Origin of the sequence: Microbispora hainanensis, assembly GCF_036186745.1 — a bacterium.
GTDB lineage: Bacteria > Actinomycetota > Actinomycetes > Streptosporangiales > Streptosporangiaceae > Microbispora.
The window spans coordinates 5,510,421-5,528,640 of sequence record NZ_CP108086.1 but is presented as its reverse complement, the minus strand read 5'-3'; the positions used below and the strand labels follow the sequence as shown (position 1 = coordinate 5,528,640).

The 18,220-nt window shown below is 68.3% G+C and carries 17 protein-coding genes and 3 pseudogenes; 11 read left to right on the top strand and 9 right to left on the bottom strand.

Going from position 1 to position 18,220, the window contains the following annotated elements; translation table 11 throughout:
* Positions 1 to 281: 281 nt before the first annotated feature.
* A complete protein-coding gene (locus OHB01_RS25895) occupies positions 282 to 1,529 on the bottom strand; it encodes an IS256 family transposase (RefSeq protein WP_405393456.1) in 1,248 nt (415 codons plus the stop codon).
* A 534-nt stretch (positions 1,530 to 2,063) separates the two neighbouring features.
* On the opposite strand from OHB01_RS25895, the gene OHB01_RS25890 reads away from it, so the two are divergent.
* On the top strand, positions 2,064 to 2,201 hold the full coding sequence (locus OHB01_RS25890) for a hypothetical protein (protein WP_168066679.1): 138 nt from the start codon (positions 2,064 to 2,066) through the stop codon (positions 2,199 to 2,201).
* Positions 2,202 to 2,692: 491 nt separating this feature from the next.
* Here the strand turns inward: OHB01_RS25890 and OHB01_RS25885 are convergent, their stop codons facing one another.
* The 4 genes from OHB01_RS25885 to OHB01_RS25870 form a co-directional block, all read right to left on the bottom strand.
* Positions 2,693 to 3,523 carry a hypothetical protein gene (locus OHB01_RS25885; protein WP_142652743.1) on the bottom strand — a complete coding sequence of 277 codons (831 nt, stop codon included), beginning with the start codon at positions 3,521 to 3,523 and terminating at the stop codon, positions 2,693 to 2,695.
* A 449-nt stretch (positions 3,524 to 3,972) separates the two neighbouring features.
* Positions 3,973 to 4,965 (bottom strand): endonuclease/exonuclease/phosphatase family protein, encoded by a 993-nt coding sequence (locus OHB01_RS25880; RefSeq protein ID WP_142652730.1) that lies wholly within the window; start codon positions 4,963 to 4,965, stop codon positions 3,973 to 3,975.
* 84 nt (positions 4,966 to 5,049) lie between these two features.
* Complete coding sequence (locus tag OHB01_RS25875) at positions 5,050 to 5,214, bottom strand: hypothetical protein (RefSeq protein ID WP_168066675.1); 165 nt, start codon at positions 5,212 to 5,214, stop codon at positions 5,050 to 5,052.
* Positions 5,215 to 6,043: 829 nt separating this feature from the next.
* Positions 6,044 to 6,319 carry a hypothetical protein gene (locus tag OHB01_RS25870; RefSeq protein WP_142652731.1) on the bottom strand — a complete coding sequence of 92 codons (276 nt, stop codon included), beginning with the start codon at positions 6,317 to 6,319 and terminating at the stop codon, positions 6,044 to 6,046.
* Between the two features lie 205 nt (positions 6,320 to 6,524).
* Here OHB01_RS25870 and OHB01_RS25865 point away from each other — a divergent pair.
* The 3 pseudogenes from OHB01_RS25865 to OHB01_RS39950 all read left to right on the top strand — a co-directional run.
* Positions 6,525 to 7,525, top strand: a pseudogene (locus OHB01_RS25865) (IS5 family transposase).
* A gap of 60 nt (positions 7,526 to 7,585) precedes the next feature.
* Positions 7,586 to 8,910: pseudogene (locus OHB01_RS25860) on the top strand (IS701 family transposase).
* Positions 8,911 to 8,925: 15 nt separating this feature from the next.
* A pseudogene (locus tag OHB01_RS39950) lies at positions 8,926 to 9,322 on the top strand (transposase); the annotation flags it as partial.
* Positions 9,323 to 9,324: 2 nt separating this feature from the next.
* On the opposite strand, the gene OHB01_RS25850 reads toward OHB01_RS39950, so the two are convergent.
* From OHB01_RS25850 to OHB01_RS25835, 4 genes are all read right to left on the bottom strand, one after another.
* Complete coding sequence (locus OHB01_RS25850; protein WP_142651873.1) at positions 9,325 to 9,444, bottom strand: DUF2637 domain-containing protein; 120 nt, start codon at positions 9,442 to 9,444, stop codon at positions 9,325 to 9,327.
* A gap of 139 nt (positions 9,445 to 9,583) precedes the next feature.
* Positions 9,584 to 9,805 (bottom strand): helix-turn-helix domain-containing protein, encoded by a 222-nt coding sequence (locus tag OHB01_RS25845; RefSeq protein ID WP_142651826.1) that lies wholly within the window; start codon positions 9,803 to 9,805, stop codon positions 9,584 to 9,586.
* A complete protein-coding gene (locus OHB01_RS25840; protein ID WP_142651827.1) occupies positions 9,802 to 10,725 on the bottom strand; it encodes an NlpC/P60 family protein in 924 nt (307 codons plus the stop codon). The genes OHB01_RS25845 and OHB01_RS25840 overlap by 4 nt, the downstream gene beginning before the upstream one ends.
* A 15-nt stretch (positions 10,726 to 10,740) precedes the next feature.
* Positions 10,741 to 11,019, bottom strand: coding sequence for a helix-turn-helix domain-containing protein (locus tag OHB01_RS25835; protein WP_142651828.1), 279 nt, complete (start codon positions 11,017 to 11,019; stop codon positions 10,741 to 10,743).
* A 191-nt stretch (positions 11,020 to 11,210) separates the two neighbouring features.
* Here OHB01_RS25835 and OHB01_RS25830 point away from each other — a divergent pair, with 191 nt between their 5' ends.
* From OHB01_RS25830 to OHB01_RS25800, 7 genes are read left to right on the top strand one after another with little or no spacing between them, the layout of a single operon-like run.
* Positions 11,211 to 11,501: a hypothetical protein gene (locus OHB01_RS25830; RefSeq protein ID WP_142624562.1), complete on the top strand. Its 291-nt coding sequence runs from the start codon at positions 11,211 to 11,213 to the stop codon at positions 11,499 to 11,501.
* Positions 11,498 to 12,115 (top strand): hypothetical protein, encoded by a 618-nt coding sequence (locus OHB01_RS25825; protein WP_142651829.1) that lies wholly within the window; start codon positions 11,498 to 11,500, stop codon positions 12,113 to 12,115. The genes OHB01_RS25830 and OHB01_RS25825 overlap by 4 nt, the downstream gene beginning before the upstream one ends.
* A gap of 42 nt (positions 12,116 to 12,157) precedes the next feature.
* Positions 12,158 to 13,273 carry a hypothetical protein gene (locus OHB01_RS25820; protein ID WP_142651830.1) on the top strand — a complete coding sequence of 372 codons (1,116 nt, stop codon included), beginning with the start codon at positions 12,158 to 12,160 and terminating at the stop codon, positions 13,271 to 13,273.
* Positions 13,270 to 14,718, top strand: a complete 1,449-nt coding sequence (locus OHB01_RS25815; RefSeq protein ID WP_142651831.1) for an SCO6880 family protein — start codon at positions 13,270 to 13,272, stop codon at positions 14,716 to 14,718. Before OHB01_RS25820 ends, OHB01_RS25815 begins: the two co-directional genes overlap by 4 nt.
* Positions 14,712 to 16,088, top strand: coding sequence for a hypothetical protein (locus OHB01_RS25810; protein WP_142651832.1), 1,377 nt, complete (start codon positions 14,712 to 14,714; stop codon positions 16,086 to 16,088). Before OHB01_RS25815 ends, OHB01_RS25810 begins: the two co-directional genes overlap by 7 nt.
* Positions 16,085 to 17,824: a type IV secretory system conjugative DNA transfer family protein gene (locus OHB01_RS25805; RefSeq protein ID WP_142651833.1), complete on the top strand. Its 1,740-nt coding sequence runs from the start codon at positions 16,085 to 16,087 to the stop codon at positions 17,822 to 17,824. Before OHB01_RS25810 ends, OHB01_RS25805 begins: the two co-directional genes overlap by 4 nt.
* The gene (locus OHB01_RS25800; protein WP_142651834.1) at positions 17,821 to 18,213 is read left to right on the top strand and encodes a DUF4913 domain-containing protein; all 393 of its coding nucleotides are present in this window, start codon (positions 17,821 to 17,823) and stop codon (positions 18,211 to 18,213) included. Before OHB01_RS25805 ends, OHB01_RS25800 begins: the two co-directional genes overlap by 4 nt.
* Positions 18,214 to 18,220 lie beyond the last annotated feature (7 nt).

Below are 18,220 nucleotides of genomic sequence, written 5' to 3'. Positions count from 1 at the left end.
TAGGCTTCTCGGCGTAGCGCTCCCCAGGGTTCGCCCCTTTCCTTCCGAGTCCGTAGACCTCCCGCGGGGGTCTACCGGCTCCGCCCCCGGCCTCGCCGAGGAGCCCTGCAAAGGAAGGAAAGGGATGACGATGGAGGAGTGGCGCAGGAGGTCGAGTAGGCCCAGTGAGTGGGTGGCACTCGCCGTACGGGGACGGCTAATCCTGCTGGACTGGCTGCTGAACAGGAGGCCGCGTCCATGATCGTGGTGTATGAGAAGACCACTCGTAATCCGGCGAACTTCTAAGCCGTAATCGCCTCGATATTCACTTTAGCATCATTTGTCTCATTTTGAGAGTGGGTGTGCTTACGGCATTCGGCCAGGATCTCCAGGCCCATGTAGCGGCGCTGCTCGGTCCACTCGTCGTTCTGCTCGGCCAGCACCGCGCCGACCAGGCGGACGATGGCCTCCCGGTCGGGGAAGATGCCGACCACGTCGGTGCGGCGGCGGATCTCCTTGTTCAGCCGCTCTTGGGGGTTGTTGGACCAGATCTGCCGCCAGACGGCCGTGGGGAAGGCGGTGAAGGCCAGGATGTCATCACGGGCCTCGTCCAGCCGGTCGGCGGCCTTGGGGTACTTGGCCTCCAGCACCTCGACCACGTGCCGGTGCTGGGCGTGCACGGACTCGGTGTCGGGCTGTTCGAAGATGGTGCGCAGCATCGTGTGCACCCACGGCTGCGCCGTCTTCGGGACACAGGTGCCCAGGTTTCTCGCGAAGTGGGTGCGGCAGCGCTGCCAGGAGGCGCCGGGCAGCGTGGCGGCGATCGCGTCACGTAGCCCGGCGTGGCAGTCGCTGGTGACCAGCAGGACGCCGGACAGGCCGCGGGCGACCAGGCCACGCAGGAACGCCAGCCAGCCCGCCCCGTCTTCGCAGGAGACGACGTCCAGGCCGAGGATCTCCCGCTGCCCGTCGGCATTGACACCGGTGGCGATCAGGCAGTGCACGTTCACCGTCCGCCCGCCCTCACGCACCTTCTGAGTGAGCGCGTCGATCCAGACGAAGGTGTACGGCCCGCCGTCCAAAGGCCGGGACCGGAACGAGGCGACCAGCTCATCCAGCTCGGCGGCCATCTTCGACACCTGCGATTTGGACAGCTTGGTGATGCCCATCGACTCGGCGAGTTTTTCCATCCGCCGTGTGGACACACCCAGCAGGTAGGAGGTGGCCACCACGCTGGTCAGCGCCCGTTCGGCCCGGCGGCGCTTGTCCAGCAGGAAGTCCGGGAAGTACGACCCCGACCGCAGGCGGGGGATGGCCAGCTCGATGGTCCCGGCCCGGGTGTCCCACTCCCGGCTGCGGTAGCCGTTGCGGGAGTTGACCCGCTCGCTGCTGACCTCGCCGTAGCCGGCCCCGCACAGCTGCTCGACCTCGGCGTCCATCATCCGCTGCGCGAACTCGCGGATCATCGTGCGCAGCAGGTCCGGGCTCGCCGCGGCGAGAGTCTCGTCGAAGTAGTCCCCGGCAGCGGGCACAATGTCATTGACGGCCACTTCATCCCCTTCGTGTCTGAATGTGCGAATCGAAGGATTACGAAGTGGCCGTCTCTTGTCACATGGATCTCTCCCGTCGCACCAAGGGAAAGATCACCCGTACACCACTCCCATGGACGCTAACGAACAGGAACGGGCTCGGCTGACGCCGAGCCCGAACCAAACCTTCTAGCGGGCAGTTGGCCCCGCGTTGTTGCTTGGCCGGCACGCGCGGGGCTTTCTGCTGTTGCCACACAGACTACATTCCATGTGATGGGGGTGTACTACCGGCGGTGGAAGCCGGAGATGGAAACGAGCACTCCAACTGGGCATTCGATACGGATGACGAAACGGGCATCGCCTCGGGATCGAGCGGCGGAATGCTGCTGGCGCAGGCGAGAACTCGTCGGCCCATGCGACCTGGTGGAGAGGACGACGCTGGGATTCCCGCATCCTCAAGTCACGACGAGCGTCCGCTACGGAAAGAACTAGCGTCCTCGGCACCACCACCAGGCAAGATCAATTCGACGGGCCCCTCCCCCATGCAATGCGGCCGTGGCGGTCGATTCGGACGAGCAGCGGGCCGGAGGTGTGGCCGACCTCGGTCATAAAGGCCAGAAGGTCGCGCAAGGCCCGGAGGAGGCAGGTAGCGGGGATGCGCCGTACGGGTTCGGTGACGGTCTCGGCGGTTGACGGGAGCGGGAGGCAGCCGTGCTCAGCGCACCAGGCGGTGCAGGCCGATCAGTCGCGAGCGTAGGCGCGGCGGGTCGAAGCGGAGATGCCAGCGAGGACGGCCGCCCGGGCGGCGTCGCTGAGGAAATGGTCGGCGGCGGAATAGACGGACCAGGCGTTGACGACCGCGGGGCCGAAATGGCTCCTGAGAAGAAACATTCTCAGGAGCCAAGACGGGGAGGGAAGGGACGACGCGGCACGGCGGGAGACGGACAGAGACGGCGGCGGAGTCAGCGATGGGGCGCCAAGGGGGATGGCTCGCGGCCCGAGTCGCGAGGGCAGTACCGGGCCGAAACAGGGAGATACGCGCCCGCCCGTGAGTGATGCGCTCACGGGCGGGGAGGCAAGGCCAGGCGATCGACCGGACGTCAGGTTCCGACCTCTGGGAAGCGAGGTCTGAGGAACAACGGAACTGGACCGTGCGCTGAGCGTTGTCCCTTACGTTGCGGACATCACGCCCCAGAAGCGGTCGTCTGCACCTTCGGCCGGGGCCCCTTCTTCTTGACACGGCGGGTTGGGTAGATGGCCTTAGGAGAGATCAAGCCCATGTCCTTGGCCGCCTGCTCCAGCAGCTTGCGCAGGGGGTCGCCCACGATCATGGGGCTGATGGCGTGCCCAGCCTGGATGAGCGACACCGCTATCCAGATGGCGTCGGCGTAACCGAGATTGCGGGACGTGGTGCGCAGTCGGAACTTGCCGTCCCCGACCTGCTCGGCGTACTTGTCGGCGGTCGTCACACCAGCATGGGTGTATTCCGACAGGTGCCGATACACCGTGTACATGTCCGGAGGGCCAAAGTGCTTCGCCCGCTCCTGGAAAGAGCCGATCTCCCCCATGAGAGTCCTGTACCGCTTGGCTGCATCCGGGTCGGAGGGGCCGACGGGCGGCGGGCCGGGGTCAGCGTCGGCCGGGATGTCCCAGTCATTTCCCACGGCGTCCTCATAGATGCCCTGATTCCGGTTGTGCTGAATACCTTCCGCAGCTTCTAGGCCGGCGGCTCCGACATCGGCGAGCCACACCATCGCGTAGGTGTGGTCTATGATGTTGCGGTTCAGTACGACGATCTCGGCAGAGTAGCCCGCGTTGTGGGCATGCCAGAACGCCTTGGCGCTCTGGTTAACAAATCGCCACCAGCCGAACATCAGTGGGAAGATCGGCACATGCTCGGCGCGGACGTCCACGTACCCGCCCTCAGTGATCCGGTCGGCTGCAGCCAGCAACTCAGCGGCGAAGTGATCGGCTCGCCGGAACGTGGACCTGTTGTTCTTGAACTCGTAGACCAAGGGGTCTCCTTCTAGGGGAAATCTGCAGGCCCCGGGCCCGCCAGCGGCGGGAGCTCCCGGGGCCCACTTACAAGCGTCCGAACGCTTAGCGCATGATCCGGTTCCGTTGTTCCTCAGACCTTCTTCGTACGAACGGACGCCCCTATCGACGATGTGCGCGATCTGCTTCTCAAGAGCTCTACCAGCCTCTTGGTTGCTCTCGATACCGCAGGGACGGTGGCTGGCTACATCAATTACCAGACGGCTCTGGCCGGCACATTGAGCAGGAATCCAGCAGCACCCGGCGTTCCCTGCTCACCGTGGCCCACGCCCCTCTCCCGGAAGGGGGTGAACTGTCATATCGACGAGCCGAGCGCCGACGGTGGTCACGAATCACCGCCGAACCGATCCATCGGGCGCTTGGTTGGCGCGTCGTTTCCAGCGGCGGCGTTTTCCGGTGCCGGTGAATATCAGGGGCTGAGCCGGGTGAAGAGCATGGCGTGGTCGGAGGCCGGCGCGTCGCGACGGCTGGTGGGGTCTTCGGTCATCGAGGGCAGCCCGTCGTGCGGGCTGGCCCCGTCCTCCGGACGCATCGTATGGACCTCGACGGCGCGGGCGACGAGGACGTGCGAAACCAGCAGGTGGTCGATGAGTTCGCCACGACCGTGAAAGACCCGGGAGAACCGCTCGGCAGCGGGGATACGAGGGGCGAGGTTCCATAGCCGGGCCTTGTCGCCCCGGTCGGGCTGGTCGGCGCCCCTGGTGCCCAATTCGGAGCCGGGCGGGCCCAGCAGGATCTGGGTGGTAGCGGCCTCCGGCTCGTCGTTGAAGTCGCCCATCACCATGACCTGGCGCGCCTCTCCCTGACCAGCGAGCAGTTCGTCGGCCAAGGCACGTACGGTGACGGCCTCAGCGGTCCGCCGGTACAGGGCGTAGGCAGCTACCCGGGCCCGTTCGCCCTCGTCCCGGGGCTGGAAGCGGGGCCGCCCATTGGGCCCTGTCGGGAACGACAGCAGCTTGCTCTTCAGGTGCGCGACGATAACGTTGATGGTCCGGCCGTCGGGTTCGGTGACGCGGACGGCCAGGGCGCCCCGGCCCATCTGGTGGGCCGTCGCGCCGTCATCGCCGGCTTGAATCGCAGACAGCTGCTGGGGGAAGGTCGCTCGGTCAGCGACAACCTCGACCGAAAGTCGGGACAACAACCCGACCCGGATGGGGTGCCCGGGATCGAAGATCCCGGAGGTGACGTGCTGCCACCCATCGCCCAAACGGGCCGCCAGCTCGGCGAGCGCGTCGGGGTCGCCGACCTCCTCCACGGCCAGGACGTCGACGCCTGCCCTGGTGATGGTCGCGGCTAGGCCCTCGATCTTGGCGTCGTACGCCGCCTGGCTGGTCGGACCGAACTTGCTCCCCAGCGTGAATTTGAACAGATTCTCGACGTTCCAGGTTCCGATAACAGTCATCGTCGTTTTCCCGTCTCGTCTGTCCGGGTGAACAAGAACGCGCAACCCGTCTTACAACCAGAAGCGCATCTGTCGCAATGACCCTTAAGCCATGGTCGTCGTTGCGCCGCGCGCCCGCTCGGCGACCGGCAGTTTGGTTCCGACGTGCCCGAAGGACGGCGCCGTGTCGGCTACGGCCAGGTCGAGCGGGAGCGCCATGGCGATGCCCACGTCCGGATCACTGCCCTGCAGCGCCGCCTGGGAGCACATGGAGCGGAGGTAGCTGGTGAGCTGGTGGCGGTCCTTCTCCGGCGGCGTCGGTGACGATCGGCGAAGGCCCCGTCGTCGAGCGGCTCGGCGTCGCCAGAGCCTCATAGATCTCCGGCACCGTCAGCGACCTGGCGAAGGCGAGGAAGCCCTCCAGGTTGGTTGGAGGTCGCCGAGCATGCCGGTGAGCGTCAGCTGGCTCACGTCGCCGGGCAGCTTTGGGAAGAACGCGCCGCGCGCGTTGGCGGGCAGAGCCAGCGAGTTGATCGACAGGTCGCCCTCATAGAGGTCGGACCGCAGCCTGAAGTGTGGGTGGTGTGAGCCAGGCCGACCTTCACCCGGTCCTTCTCCGGCTTGCGGTAGCCGAGCTCCTGCAGCCACGGGGGCGTCCGCAAGCCTCGGCCGGTGGCATCGACGACCAGATCGGCCTCGACTACCTCCGAGGCACCCTAATTGAGGCCGTAGCAGTGGGTTTCGCCGGTCTCGAGGGTCTTCTCGCCCATGTACGGGTTCGGCGATGCCCTCGCCTGATCCCAGCGGGATGCCGCCGAGGGAGTCCCGGTAGGGCAGGGCAGGAATGAGCCAGCGTGGGAACTCCGACGCGGAGGGCTTACCCGACCCTGAGGAGCCGAGTAGCTCAACGCACATGTTCAGGGAGGCCGGCGAGCCGACCCGGTGTCCGTCTGAGGCGGCACCAGGTCCCACCCAGGCCAGCTCGCCGCCCCACACCAGCTGAGCTCATGAGAGCGGTAACGGGAGTGCGCCGCCTGCCGGGCGTCCCAACATCCTCGACGCGCGCCGACGCGCCCCGGCGCACCCCCCTCGTCGTGCTCTACGCCCGCTTCCAGTGCCACCGCCGGTTGCTCGTGTAATACGAGCAGCGGTACCGCTTGCCCGTGACCTTCGCGTACCCGTACTTCCCGTGCGCGGCCGCCGGGCAGTATGCGCCGGGGGTGATGCAGTTCCAGTGGTTGCCGACCCGCTTGTAGCAGCTCGCCGCAGCGCTGGCCGAATGGGTGGCTGTGGCACCGGCCGGGGCCTCGAGCGTAGCGGGAGCGACGAGGGCGGAGGCGACGAGCGCACCCGCAACGAGGACACGACGGAGCATCAGCTCTCCCGTGATTGGGGGACATTGACCGGTGAGAGGACGGCTGCGTGGCACCACGAGTTTGCAACTGACAGCACGAAGTTGTGATCCCTGGTAGGCACCCGATCAAGGCCGGTGCAGGCCCCGCCGGTCACACTGCCGGAAGTTGTGATCAATCTTTCGGATTCGCCTGTTTGTCGTGGCCTGATCCGTTAGATCGGCGTGTGTGACGCGTGCTCAACTGACGGATGAGGAGTGGGGAGTTCATCAAGCCTTATCTGCCGATCGGCAGGTTCGGCCCGTACCCCGAGCGGCTGCGGCAGCAGTTTGAGGGTGTGATCTGGCGGTTCAGGACGGGCGGGCGGTGGCAGGAGATGCCGCAGGAGTTCGGCGCCTGGCCGACCGTCCACAACCGCTTCCGGCAGTGGAGGGATACCGGCGTCTTCGACGCCCTGCTGGAAGGGGCGATCGCGGAAGCCGGCAGGCGCGGCGAGGTGGATTTGTCTTTGGTCAGTGTGGACTCCACCGTCGCCCGGGCGCACCACGACGCTGCGGGGATACACCTCGGCCACGAGCTTTCGCCGCGCTGGAGAAGGCCGCCGAGGAGGAGAAGGCCCGGCAAAAAGGGGCGACTCGGAGGGACGACAGGAGCAGAACGCGGTTAACGACCCCGGAGCAGAACAACGGCGATGCATCCGGCATCGGCGGAGGCTCCGGCTGAAAGCCGCCCTGGTCGGACGGTCCAGGGGCGGGCAGACCAGCAAGATTCACCTTGCTGCCGACCGCAGGTGCCGCCCGCTGGCGTTCGTTCTGACCGCGGGACAGGCCGCCGACAGCCCGCAGTTCATCCCCGTGCTCAAGAAAGTACGCGTCCGGGTGCCCGTCGGCCGTCCCCGCACCCGGCCCGATGCGGTCGCCGCCGATAAGGCCTATTCCTCCCGCGGCAACCGCGCTTACCTGCGCAGACGTCGCATCAAGGTGGTCATCCCGGAAAAGAGGGAGCAGGCCGCGAACCGGAAGAAGAAGGGCAGCAAGGGCGGCCAGCCGGTCAGCCACGACGCCGGCTTGTACAAGGAGCGCAACACCGTCGAGCGCCTGATCAACAAGCTGAAGGCCTGGCGAGGCATCGCCACCCGCTACGACAAGACTCCTGCCAGCTACCTCGCCGGCCTCCACCTCCGCGCCGCGATGATCTGGATCAAAGACCTCACCCGGACCACCCCTTGATCACAACCAAATACACGCCCTAGTACTACAGCCAGGTTTTGTGATCTATAGTTCTGGATCATGTCTGATGAGCTGACCGCGGGCGACCTTCAAGAGTGGGTGGCCGGGCTGGATGTGTTGTTCGCGCGGGTGGCGGGACGGTTCGGGCGGGTGGAACCGCGCAGGCAGGCGCGGGCGTATCTGCTGGGGCTGCTGGCTCCGATCGAGCGTAAGAACGGCTGGCAGCTGGCGGAGGCGGCCGGGGATGCGGCTCCTGATCGCATGCAGCGCTTGTTGAACAGTGCCCGCTGGGACCCCCGCCAGGTGCGGGTCGACCTGCGCGATTACGTGATGGACAACCTCGGTCACCGCGATGGCGTATTGATCGTGGATGACACCGGCTTCCTGAAGAAGGGCGACAAGTCGGCCGGGGTGCAGCGCCAGTACTCCGGCACGGCGGGTCGCATTGAGAACTGCCAGCTGGGCGTGTTCCTCGCCTACGCCTCTCCGCTGGGCCGGACGCTGATCGACGCCGAGCTGTATCTGCCGAAGTCCTGGACTGAAGACAGGGAGCGTTGCATCCGGGCCGGCATCGGGGAGGAGGTGGCGTTCGCCACCAAGCCGGTGCTGGCTCGGACGATGCTGGCCCGGGCCGTGAAGGCGGGGGTGCCGGCGTCCTGGGTGAGCGCTGATGAGGCCTATGGCATGGACAACAAGTTCCGGCGCTTCCTGGAAGAGCACCGCCTGAGCTATGTGGTGGCGGTGCCCAAGAGCCAATGGATCGGCATGGGGTGGGGCGGGGAAATCCGGGCCGACACCGCGACCGCACAAGCTCCGCCCGAGGCGTGGAAGCGCCGTTCCTGTAGCGACGGCGCCAAGGGCGAGCGTCTGTATGACTGGGCGCTGGCCACGGTGACCTTCGAGGCCGAGCCCGGCTACCAACGGTGGCTGCTCGTCCGGCGCAGCCTCACTCCCAATGCCAAGGGCGAGCTTGAGCTGGCCTACTACCTGTGTTACGCACCGGTCGGCACCACCTTGGAGGACCTCATCGCCGTCGCCGGTTCCCGCTGGGCGATCGAGGAGTGTTTCCAGTCTGCTAAGAACGAGACCGGACTGGACCACTATCAGGTCCGGCGGTTCGACGCCTGGCACCGCCACATCACCTTGGCGATGCTCGCCCACGCCTATCTCGCCGTCACCGCCGCGCACGCCCCAAAAGTCCAAGCGGCCTGGTCCGCCTCACACCAGCAGAAATCCGCCGTCTGCTGGCACGCCTGACCGCCGCGATCACCCTTCCCCTCAGTCACGCCCTCGCCTGGTCCCGACACAGACGACACCACCAAGCCCGCGCCCGAGCTAGCCACTACTGGAAACGCTGGCTCCGACATCACGAAATCAGGCTGTAGTACTAGTACGCCTGAGCCTGGACCCGCGTCGACACCCACCGGCCCGGTCACCGGTGGCTGCTGATCCGTCGCGACCTGACCACCGGGGAACTGGCCTTCTACCGTTGCTACGCATCCACGCCGGTGCCGCTGGTCGCCCTGGTGCGCATCGCCGGCATCCGCTGGACGGTCGAGGAGTCCTTCCAGGCCGCCAAGGGCCAGGTCGGGCTGGACCACTACCAGGTCCGCAGCTGGAACGGCTGGCACCGCCACATCACGCTGGCGATGCTCGCCCTGGCCTTCCCCGCGGGCCTGGCCGCATCCCAGCCCGGCGGCGACGAAAAGCACCTGCCTTGACTATGCCGGAGATCCGTCGCCTGCTGATCAGGCCACCGCCCGCCGATGCCACTACCAGCGCAGACCTCACTCATGATCTCAAAATGTCACTGGAGTACTTAGGTGGTCCTCACCGTGCCGAAGGCAGAGTTCGTGCATGTGCTTGAACGAGACCACCGCTGCGATCAGCGCCAGAAGCGCGACACCCGCGATCGTCATACACCGGATGCGTCGCGCAGCCAGGGAGAGACCGGTTTCCACAACCGCTCACCTCTGGTCGAGTAGGAAGCGGGTGGTGAGGGCGAAGGGATGTGTAATTGGTTCGTCTCCCCCCTCCGACATCAACCCCCATGTGAGATCAAGGATTGCCCCCGAGCTGCGGCTCCACCCCAAGAAGCTTGAGCAGTTCGGCTGTAGGGACGAGGTAGGCGACGCCGACGCGGATGACGCGGCAGGGGAACTCGCCCTTCTTGGCCAGCTCGTACGCCTTGGTCCGCCCAAGCCCAAGAGCCCGGGCGGCGGTGAGCAGGTCGACCGTCGCAGGCAGTTGCTGCAGCTCGGCCAGGGTGAGGCCCTTCATTTCTTCTCCATCAAGCTTGCCGGCCGGGTGAACCCGACCACATCAGAACGAGCGGAATAGGACGCGTAGCGCACGACGTCTCCGGTGTGCGGCGCGTGGATCATCTGGCCGGGAGTGACGACGACCCCGACATGCCCGGGCCCGCCGGCTCCCGGGTGCATGAAGACCAGGTCGCCGGGCTGCTCCTGGCCGCGAGTGACAGTGGGCCCCTGGCGCCACTGGTCGGCGGCGACACGCGGCAGCAGGATTCCCGCGTACTGATAGGCGCGCATGGTCAGCCCCGAGCAGTCGAACGCGCCTGGCCCCTCAGCTCCCCACGCGTACGGCTTGCCAAGCTGCATCCGCGCGTAGGCGAGGACACGGCCGGCCACGGCAGTCCGCGCCGCAGGAAGCGCGCACAGCTCCTCCCCCACACCAGCCGAGCCCGAAGAGTAACCGCGGGCGAAGCCGAGGACCCGGCGGACGTACCAGTCGGCGTGGTTGTAGCGCCAGACGGCCCGGTACATGTCCGCCGGCGCCCCGTTCGCCTTCAGGTACTTCGCCGCCGACGGGATCGCGTCGGCCGGGTCGTAGACATCCGTTCGGCCGTCGCCGTTCCCGTCCACGCCGTACGCCGCCCAGGTCGTATCAAGGAACTGCATGGGGCCCATCGCGCCGGCGCGGTTCGCACCATCCCGGATGCCGACACCGGTACCGCGCCCGTGGTCGCTTTCGGCCTTGCCAATCCCCGCGAGCACTTGCCAGGGGATGCCGTACTTCTGCCCAGCCTGCTGATACAGCTGCAGGTAGTCCGGCGGGATGCCACCGTCCTGCCCCTGACCACAGCCAACGGAGCCGTTCAAGGCGGTGAACGCCAGGATCAGCCCGAGCGGTATCGCGATGAGCAGACCGGCGGCCGCCACGAGCAGCCGCGCGGTCATCGAGACCGGCCGGTGTCACAACTCCCGCGCAGCTCGGTCCCGAGCTTGCTGCGTCGCCAGCCGTCCGGCGCCCGGCCTGCTCTCCTCATTTCCACTGCCCCCCGCTATCGGATGGGGCTGTTGCAGCACGTCGAGGACCGCGTTCCACGAGTAGCGGTAGTCCTTGCCGGTCCGCAGCGCCGGGATCTGGCCGGCGCTGGCCATGCGGCGGACGGTCTGGGCCGACAGCCCGAGCTTGGCGGCCAGTTCCTTGGTGGTCAGCACATCCGGATCACGCCCAAGCGGATCGGTCATGGTCACTCCTCGTGGTCAGCGGTCACCGTTCAGTTTCCCCCACGCGACTGCGACAGCACGTCTTGTGAATACCTGAAGACGGATGCAGCCGTTTGAGACTGCTTGCGCTCTGGAATACCCACGGAGCGTGACAGTCACGCTACCGATTGCGACAATCCATCGACCCCATGTCAGCAAAGGGAGGGCAATCCATGCTGGTCAGCGCAGTTGCCGACATGCTTCAGGCGGGGCCGGTGCCGAATCCGGCGCCGATCGCACCGCCGGGCCTAGAGAGGCCGATCACGACCATCCTCGGCTGGGGCAAGTGGGGCGTCATCGTCGCGGGCGTCGCCGGCCTGCTCATCTGCGGCGCGCAGATGGCGATCGGCCGCAAGAACCGCTCGTCCTTCGCGGCCGACGGCGCGTCCGGCATCCCCTGGGTGCTCGGCGGGCTCAGCCTGGCCGCGACCGCCTCCGGCATCGTCGGGATGTTCCTCCGATGAAGGCGCCCGCCCTCGTCCTGGTGCTGCTGACGGCGTGCGCCTGCGGCACGTCGACAACACCGGCTCCCCCGGCCCGCCAGGCGCGCATCACCTGGCTGGACTTTCATGGAGTACGGCTGCCGCTGTCGGACCTCGACGGCCCGCGCGTGCTCGACCATGACCGCGCCAAGGGCTTCTCCCACACCCGGGAGGGTGCGCTGCTCGCCGCGCTGCACATCGGCGTACGGGCGAACTCGCAGTGGGGCCCGACCGTGTTCGAGCCCACCATCACCGAGCAGGTGGTCGGTCCGGACGCAGGTCGTCTCCTGGAGCAGACGCGGACCACATACGAGGAGAGCAGGCAGGAAGCCGGACTCCCCCAAGGCAGTCCGCTCGGCAAGGCCTACGTGGATGAGGAGGCCTACCGCTGGGAGTCCTACGCCGCCGATGCCGCCACCGTCGACATCGTCAGCGCCGGCCCGGACCGACGCGGCACCACGGTCCGAGCCACCACCCGCATCCAGGTCGTCTGGCGGGACGGCGACTGGCGCGTGGTCGCGCCACTGGACGGCGACTGGGGCAACGCCGCGACGGAGCTCAAGTCTCTCGACGGCTACACCCGCTTCAAGGAGTGACCAACCATGCCGTGCGAGAGCCTGCTTTCTCCAAGCTGTTCAGTGACCGAGTACGTCGCCGGCAAGGTGGCCGCCGGGGCCGCCAACGGCGTGCTGGGCGAGATCGCCAAAGCCATCCAGGACGGCGTGGCATGGGTGGTCGGCAACAGCATCTCCTGGTGGGTCAGGGTGCCCTCGCCCGACCTCGCCACCGAATCAGCCGTGGACCGTTTGCGCGAATGGACGTTGCCGATCGCGATCGCGGTCGCCGTACTCGGTGTGCTCAGTGCGGGCGGCAAGATGGCACTGACCCGCAAGGGCAGCCCGCTGGTCGACGTCGGCTCCGGCCTGGTCGTCATCGCGACGACCTCGACCATCGGCGTGCTGACGGCTTCGATGCTCGTCAAAGCTGGCGACGCCTGGTCCACCTGGGTCCTCGACACCGTCTCCCATGACGACTTCGGCCGGCGCCTCACGAAAATCCTGGCTCTGACCGGCGCGGCACCCGGTGTGGTGATCGTGCTGGGGGTCGTGGCCATCTTGATCGGCGTGGTGCAGGCCGTGCTCATGCTGTTTCGCGAGGCGGCCCTGGTCGTGCTCGCCGGCCTTCTCCCCTTGGCCGCCGCCGGGTCGATGACTGTGATGACCAAGCCGTGGTTCCGCAAGGTGACCGGCTGGATGCTCGCCCTGATCTTCTACAAGCCCGCCGTCGCCGCCGTGTTCGCCACGACGTTCACCATGGTCGGCGAAGGCAAGGACGTACGGACCATCCTCATGGGGTTCGCGATGATGCTCCTGTCGCTGATCGCCATGCCGGTGCTGATGAAGTTCTTCACGTGGACGACGGGCTCGCTGGCAACCGCCGGTGGAGGTGGCGGCATCCTCGGAGCGAGCGTCGCCGGAGCCGTCGCCCTCAGCTCCTTCCGCAACTCGTCTTCGTCCTCCTCCCCCACGGGCGCGAGCAGCCACGCCGATTACTTGTCATCCCAGCTCGGGGGCAGACGAGCGTCAACTGGCGCGCCCCCATCCTCTGGGACGACGACCGCGGGCTCGACGACGGCAGGAGCAGGTGCCAAAGCGGCGGGACCAGCTGCCGCCGCGGCGTCGACCGCGGCGAGTGGCGTGGCATCCGGCGCGAAGACCGCGGCGAACTCCATGCGAGAGGACCACCAGCGATGACGGACATCCGTACCTACGGAGGCTGGCGCCGACGGCGCGGGCTCGGCCTGCTCGGCCTGGGCACGACCGGGACGTTCGTCGCGCTGGGTGCGCTCACCGCACTGGTCCTCACCGTGTCCGTGGACCTCCGTGCCGCGCTCTACACCGGGCCGCCCACTGCCCTGGCTGGAGCACTGGTGCTTATCCGGGTCAGCGGCGTTCCCGTCGCCCACCTCGTCACGCGCCGGATCCGCTGGTCGTACGGCAAAGCCCGCGGTCACACCCGCTACCGCGCCGGAGTCGTCGTCGCTCACCCCCGCGCCTTTCAGCTCCCTGGGGTTCTGGCCGCGACTCGGCTGATGTCAGCCGAGGACGCCTTCGGCCGGCCGTACGGCATCGCGTGGGATCGCCGCACCGGGCTGTTCACCGCGACGCTGAAGGTGTCGCCCGCGTCGACCTGGCTGGCGGAGCGGTCGGACGCCGACGCCTGGGTGTCCAATTGGGGTGCCTGGCTGGCCTCGCTCGGACACATGCCGGCCGTCCGCTGGGCCACGGTCACCGTCGACACCGCGCCCGAGCCCGGCTCCGCGCTCGCCGACACCGTCGGCCGCGCGCTGTCCTCCACGGCTCCCGAGGCGGCGGCCCTGCTCATGCGGCAACTGGTCAGTACGGCACCGCGTACGGCGGCCCGCGTGAACACCTACGTGAGCGTGACGTTCGACCCGGCCCGCTCCCCCGCCGGACAGGGCGACATGAGCACGGCAATCGGCGAGCTCGGCCGCACCACCGACGCGCTGGCCTCCGCGCTCGGATCGTGCGGCGTCACCGTCACCGGCCGGGCGACCGCCGCCGAGCTGGCTGGAATCGTCCGTGCCGCATACGATCCCGCCGCCAGAGCCGACACCGCCCGCGCCGATGACCTGACATGGGCGGACGCCGGTCCGATCGGCGCCGAAGAGCACCCAGATCACTACCGGCACGACAGCGGGATCAGCGTGAGCTGGGCCTGGCACGAGGCGCCACGCCAGAACGTCCCCGCCGACGTACTCAGCCGCCTGGTCGCTCCGGGTCCATACCCGAAGCGGGTCAGTCTCCAATACCGTCCGTTGCCCGCCGCCGAGGCCACACGGGTGCTCGAAGACGAGGTCAACGCCGCCGCGTTCCGCGAGCAGTACCGCCGCCGGACCGGGCGGGACGAGACCGCCCGTGACGCCTACGACCAGGCCCGCGCCCGGCAGGCCGCCGCCGAGGAAGCCACCGGGGCCGGGGTCACGCTCGTGACGCTGTACGTCACCACCACGGTCACTCACGAAGAGGACCTGGCCCAGGCCGTCGCGGTCACCGAGGCCGCCGCGGAAGCCTCCCGAATCCGGCTGCGCCGCCTGTGGGGCAGCCAGTCCGCCGGGTTCGCCACCACCTTGCCCTGCGGCGTCTGCCCGGCCGAGCTGACCAGGAGGTCATGGTGAAGACTCCCGCACGCGGCTGGCGAGAGCCGTACGGCGGATGCGCCGTGCACGTGGAGGCCGGCGCGGAGTTCCAGGCGACCACGGCACAAGTGTGCGGCCTCTTCCCGTTCGTGGCCGGCTCGGGCTCCCCCGCCATCGGCACACCGATCGGCCGCCACCAGCTGTTCGGGGAGGTCGTCTGCCTCGACCCACTGGCCTGGCTGCGCGCCGGGCTGGTCACCAACCCGGGCGTGTTCGTCCTCGGCCAGCCGGGGACCGGCAAGTCGACCCTGGTCAAGCGGCTCATCGTCGGGGCCATCGCGTCCGGCTCGACCGCGCTGATCCTCGGCGACACCAAACCCGACTACACCATGCTCGTCGAGCACGTCGGCGGACAGGTCATCCGCGTCGGTCGCGGCCTCGACCGCATCAACCCCCTCGACGCCGGGCCGCTCGGCGCCGCCGTACGGACCCAGCGCGGGGCCGAAGCCGAACGCACCCGCTGGGAGCTGCGCGGACGGCGGCTCTCGCTGCTGATGGCGCTCTGCACGCTCATCCGCGAGGCACCGGTCAGCAACGCCGAAGAGGTCATCCTCGGCCGGGCCATCGACCTGCTCGACGAACGCCTCACCGCCCCGACCGTGCCCGACGTGCTCGCCGTACTCGAAGAAGGCCCCGAAGCGCTGCGATCGGCCGCGCGGACTGACGACCCGGAGCGATACCGCGAGCGGGTCAGCGACCTCGTCTTCACTCTCGAACTGCTCTGCACCGGTTCGCTTGCCGGCGTCTTCGACGGGCCGACCACCCGCCCCATCGACCTGACCGCGCCCGCGGTCTCCGTGGACATCTCCCGCGTCGGCGCGGCCGGCGACAAGCTCCTGACCGCAGCGATGCTGTGCACTTGGGCATACGGCTTCGCCATGGTCGACGGCACGACCGGCCACTCCTATATGGCGGTCATGGACGAGCTGTGGCGGGCGCTGCGCGGGGCGCCGGGTTTGGTCGAGTACGCCGACAGCCTGACTCGGCTCAACCGCGCCAAGGGCATGGCCTCCATCATGATCACTCACTCGCTTGCCGATCTGGAGGCACTGCCCACCGAGGAGGACCGGGCAAAGGCTCGCGGCTTCATCGACCGCAGCGCCATCACCGTGCTGGCCGGGCTGCCCCCGCGCGAGCTGGCCCGCGTCAGCGAGATCACCCGCCTGACCGGGCCGGAGCAGGAGCTGGTCGCCTCCTGGTCCGCGCCGGACACCTGGCAACCGGGCGCCCGGCATCCGGGTCGCGGCAAGTACCTCATCAAGACCGGCGACCGGCTCGGCATCCCGGTCGAGCTCGCGCTCGTCGGCGTCGAGCACGAGCTCTACGACACCGACCAGGCGATCCGATGACGAGAGCGGTGGGACCGCGCACCGGATTCACCCCGCACGGCGCGACCGGAGCGTGGATAGCGCTCTTCGCGGGGTGGGGCGTCGTTGCGTTCTTCGGCCTCATTTGGGTCGCCGCCCGCGTCGCGGCCGCCCTGTTCGGCGGGCGGGTCCGCGAGTTCGGCACCGACTTCGCATGGCGTGTGCTCGAAGGCCGTACGGCATCCGCCTGGCCCAGCACCCCGACGCTCGCCGTTGTCGTCGTTGCCGCCGTCCTCCTGACTACCGCGCTCGGCATCGTCGTGGCCGCCTGGTGGTTCGTCATCGGACGGCTGCCCGATCCGGTGGATCCGGTGGCCGCCCTCGCGGACAATCCCGGGCTCGCTGCGCTGAAGCCGGAGGCGGCAGAGAAGAAGGCGCGCGAGCTGCGGCCGTCCCTGTCCGGGGCGGTGATGCCCTGCGACATCGGGCTGGCGCTCGGCGACCTGATGCGAAGCGGGCCCACGCTGTACGCCTCCTGGGAGGACACCATCGTGGCCTTCATGGCCCCCAGGTCGGGCAAGACGACCTGCCTGAGCATTCCGTACGTGCTCTCGGCTCCTGGGCCGGTCATCGCGACGTCGAACAAGTCCGACCTGTGGGCGGCGACAGCCTCACTTCGTGCTGCCGAGGGCACTGTGTGGCTGTTCGACCCACAGCACATCACCTATCAGCCGCAAACATGGTGGTGGGACCCGCTACGCGGTCTCGCGACGGTGGAGGACGCTCACCGCCTCGCTGGGCACTTCGTCCTCACCGTCGACGACGGCACCAAGCGTGACCTGTGGGGACCCGCCGCGCAGGACCTGCTCTGCGCGTTGTTCCTCGCCGCCGCGTCCTCCGGCCGCACGATGCGCGATGTCGCCAAATGGCTCGACACGCCTGCCGTACCAACGCCGGTTGAGCTGCTGGAGGCCGCAGGCTTCTCCCTGCTCGCCTCGTCGCTGCGCGGCGCGCAGAACGGCGCGGTCGAGACACGCGACGGCATCTACCAGACAGCCCGCACAGCCGCCAAAGCACTGCGCGACGAGGCGATAATCTCCTGGGTCACGCCGTCGGCCCTGCCGGTCTTCGACCCGCAGGCTTTCGCCGCTGGAACCGACACCCTCTATCTGTTGTCGAAGTCGCGCTCGGCTGCCGCGCCGCTGATCGCCGCGCTCACCGACACCGCGATGCGGGCCGCCGAACGCCGGGCTGAGCGCATGGGCGGCAGGCTCGACCCGCCGATGGTCGTCTCCCTCGACGAGGCGGCCAACATCTGCCGGATCGCCGACCTGCCCGAGCTGTACAGCCACCTCGGCTCGCGCGGCATCGTCCCCGTGACGATCCTCCAGTCGTACGAGCAAGGCGTCACGGTGTGGGGCGAGGCGGGCATGGCCGCCATGTGGGGTGCGGCCACCCGCAAGGTCATCGGTGCCGGCGTCGACTCCCCGCGCCTGGCTCGTGACCTGGCCACGCTCGTCGGCCAGCACGACGTGCCCGTCCGTTCCGTCTCGTACGCCGACGGCCGGGCCTCGGAGCAGATCTCGCTGCGCCGGCAGGACATTCTCGAACCCGCCGCCATCCGCGCGCTCCCGCCGGGGACCGCGCTGCTGCTGGCCACCGGCGGACGTCCCGCCCTGATCTCACTGCTCCCCTGGTACGAGAGCCGCGACGCCGACCGGATCCAAGCCTGCCGTGACCGGCTCGAACGGCTCATCGCGGAAGGAGCGGCACGATGACCGAACCGGTCTACGAGACGGTCGAGGAATGGGTGACCGAGCGATTTGTCCCCATGTACCGGCGGACGCTCGGTGGGGAGTTCCGCTGGTGCGCCCAGTGGTGGAGGCACGCCGAGGCCATCTCGCGGCTCACGGCACTCTGGCACGCCTGGGAGGTGTTGCGCCTGGAAGCGGGCACCGGCATGGGCGTCTGGTACCGCGACCACCTCGACCACCAACTGCCCATCCTGCTCGGTGCCCGCGGCCCCTTCTATCAGTGCAGTGAGGACGAACACCTCGAACCCCATCTGGCCAACGTCGACCCCGCCCCGCCTGGCTGGTGGCCCTCTTCCACAGAATCCGCTTCGGATGGTCCGGCGGATGAGCCCGAGCTCGACAGTCATGTCTGAATCACTA

Coding starts and splice junctions, on each gene's coding strand:
- OHB01_RS25880 (WP_142652730.1), bottom strand. CDS start 4,965: ATGACTGTTATCGGAACCTGGAACGTCGAGAATCTGTTCAAATTCACG.
- OHB01_RS25875 (WP_168066675.1), bottom strand. CDS start 5,214: ATGTGCTCCCAGGCGGCGCTGCAGGGCAGTGATCCGGACGTGGGCATC.
- OHB01_RS25870 (WP_142652731.1), bottom strand. CDS start 6,319: ATGCTCCGTCGTGTCCTCGTTGCGGGTGCGCTCGTCGCCTCCGCCCTC.
- OHB01_RS25850 (WP_142651873.1), bottom strand. CDS start 9,444: ATGACGATCGCGGGTGTCGCGCTTCTGGCGCTGATCGCAGCGGTGGTC.
- OHB01_RS25845 (WP_142651826.1), bottom strand. CDS start 9,805: ATGAAGGGCCTCACCCTGGCCGAGCTGCAGCAACTGCCTGCGACGGTC.
- OHB01_RS25840 (WP_142651827.1), bottom strand. CDS start 10,725: ATGACCGCGCGGCTGCTCGTGGCGGCCGCCGGTCTGCTCATCGCGATA.
- OHB01_RS25835 (WP_142651828.1), bottom strand. CDS start 11,019: ATGACCGATCCGCTTGGGCGTGATCCGGATGTGCTGACCACCAAGGAA.
- OHB01_RS25830 (WP_142624562.1), top strand. CDS start 11,211: ATGCTGGTCAGCGCAGTTGCCGACATGCTTCAGGCGGGGCCGGTGCCG.
- OHB01_RS25825 (WP_142651829.1), top strand. CDS start 11,498: ATGAAGGCGCCCGCCCTCGTCCTGGTGCTGCTGACGGCGTGCGCCTGC.
- OHB01_RS25815 (WP_142651831.1), top strand. CDS start 13,270: ATGACGGACATCCGTACCTACGGAGGCTGGCGCCGACGGCGCGGGCTC.
- OHB01_RS25810 (WP_142651832.1), top strand. CDS start 14,712: ATGGTGAAGACTCCCGCACGCGGCTGGCGAGAGCCGTACGGCGGATGC.
- OHB01_RS25805 (WP_142651833.1), top strand. CDS start 16,085: ATGACGAGAGCGGTGGGACCGCGCACCGGATTCACCCCGCACGGCGCG.
- OHB01_RS25800 (WP_142651834.1), top strand. CDS start 17,821: ATGACCGAACCGGTCTACGAGACGGTCGAGGAATGGGTGACCGAGCGA.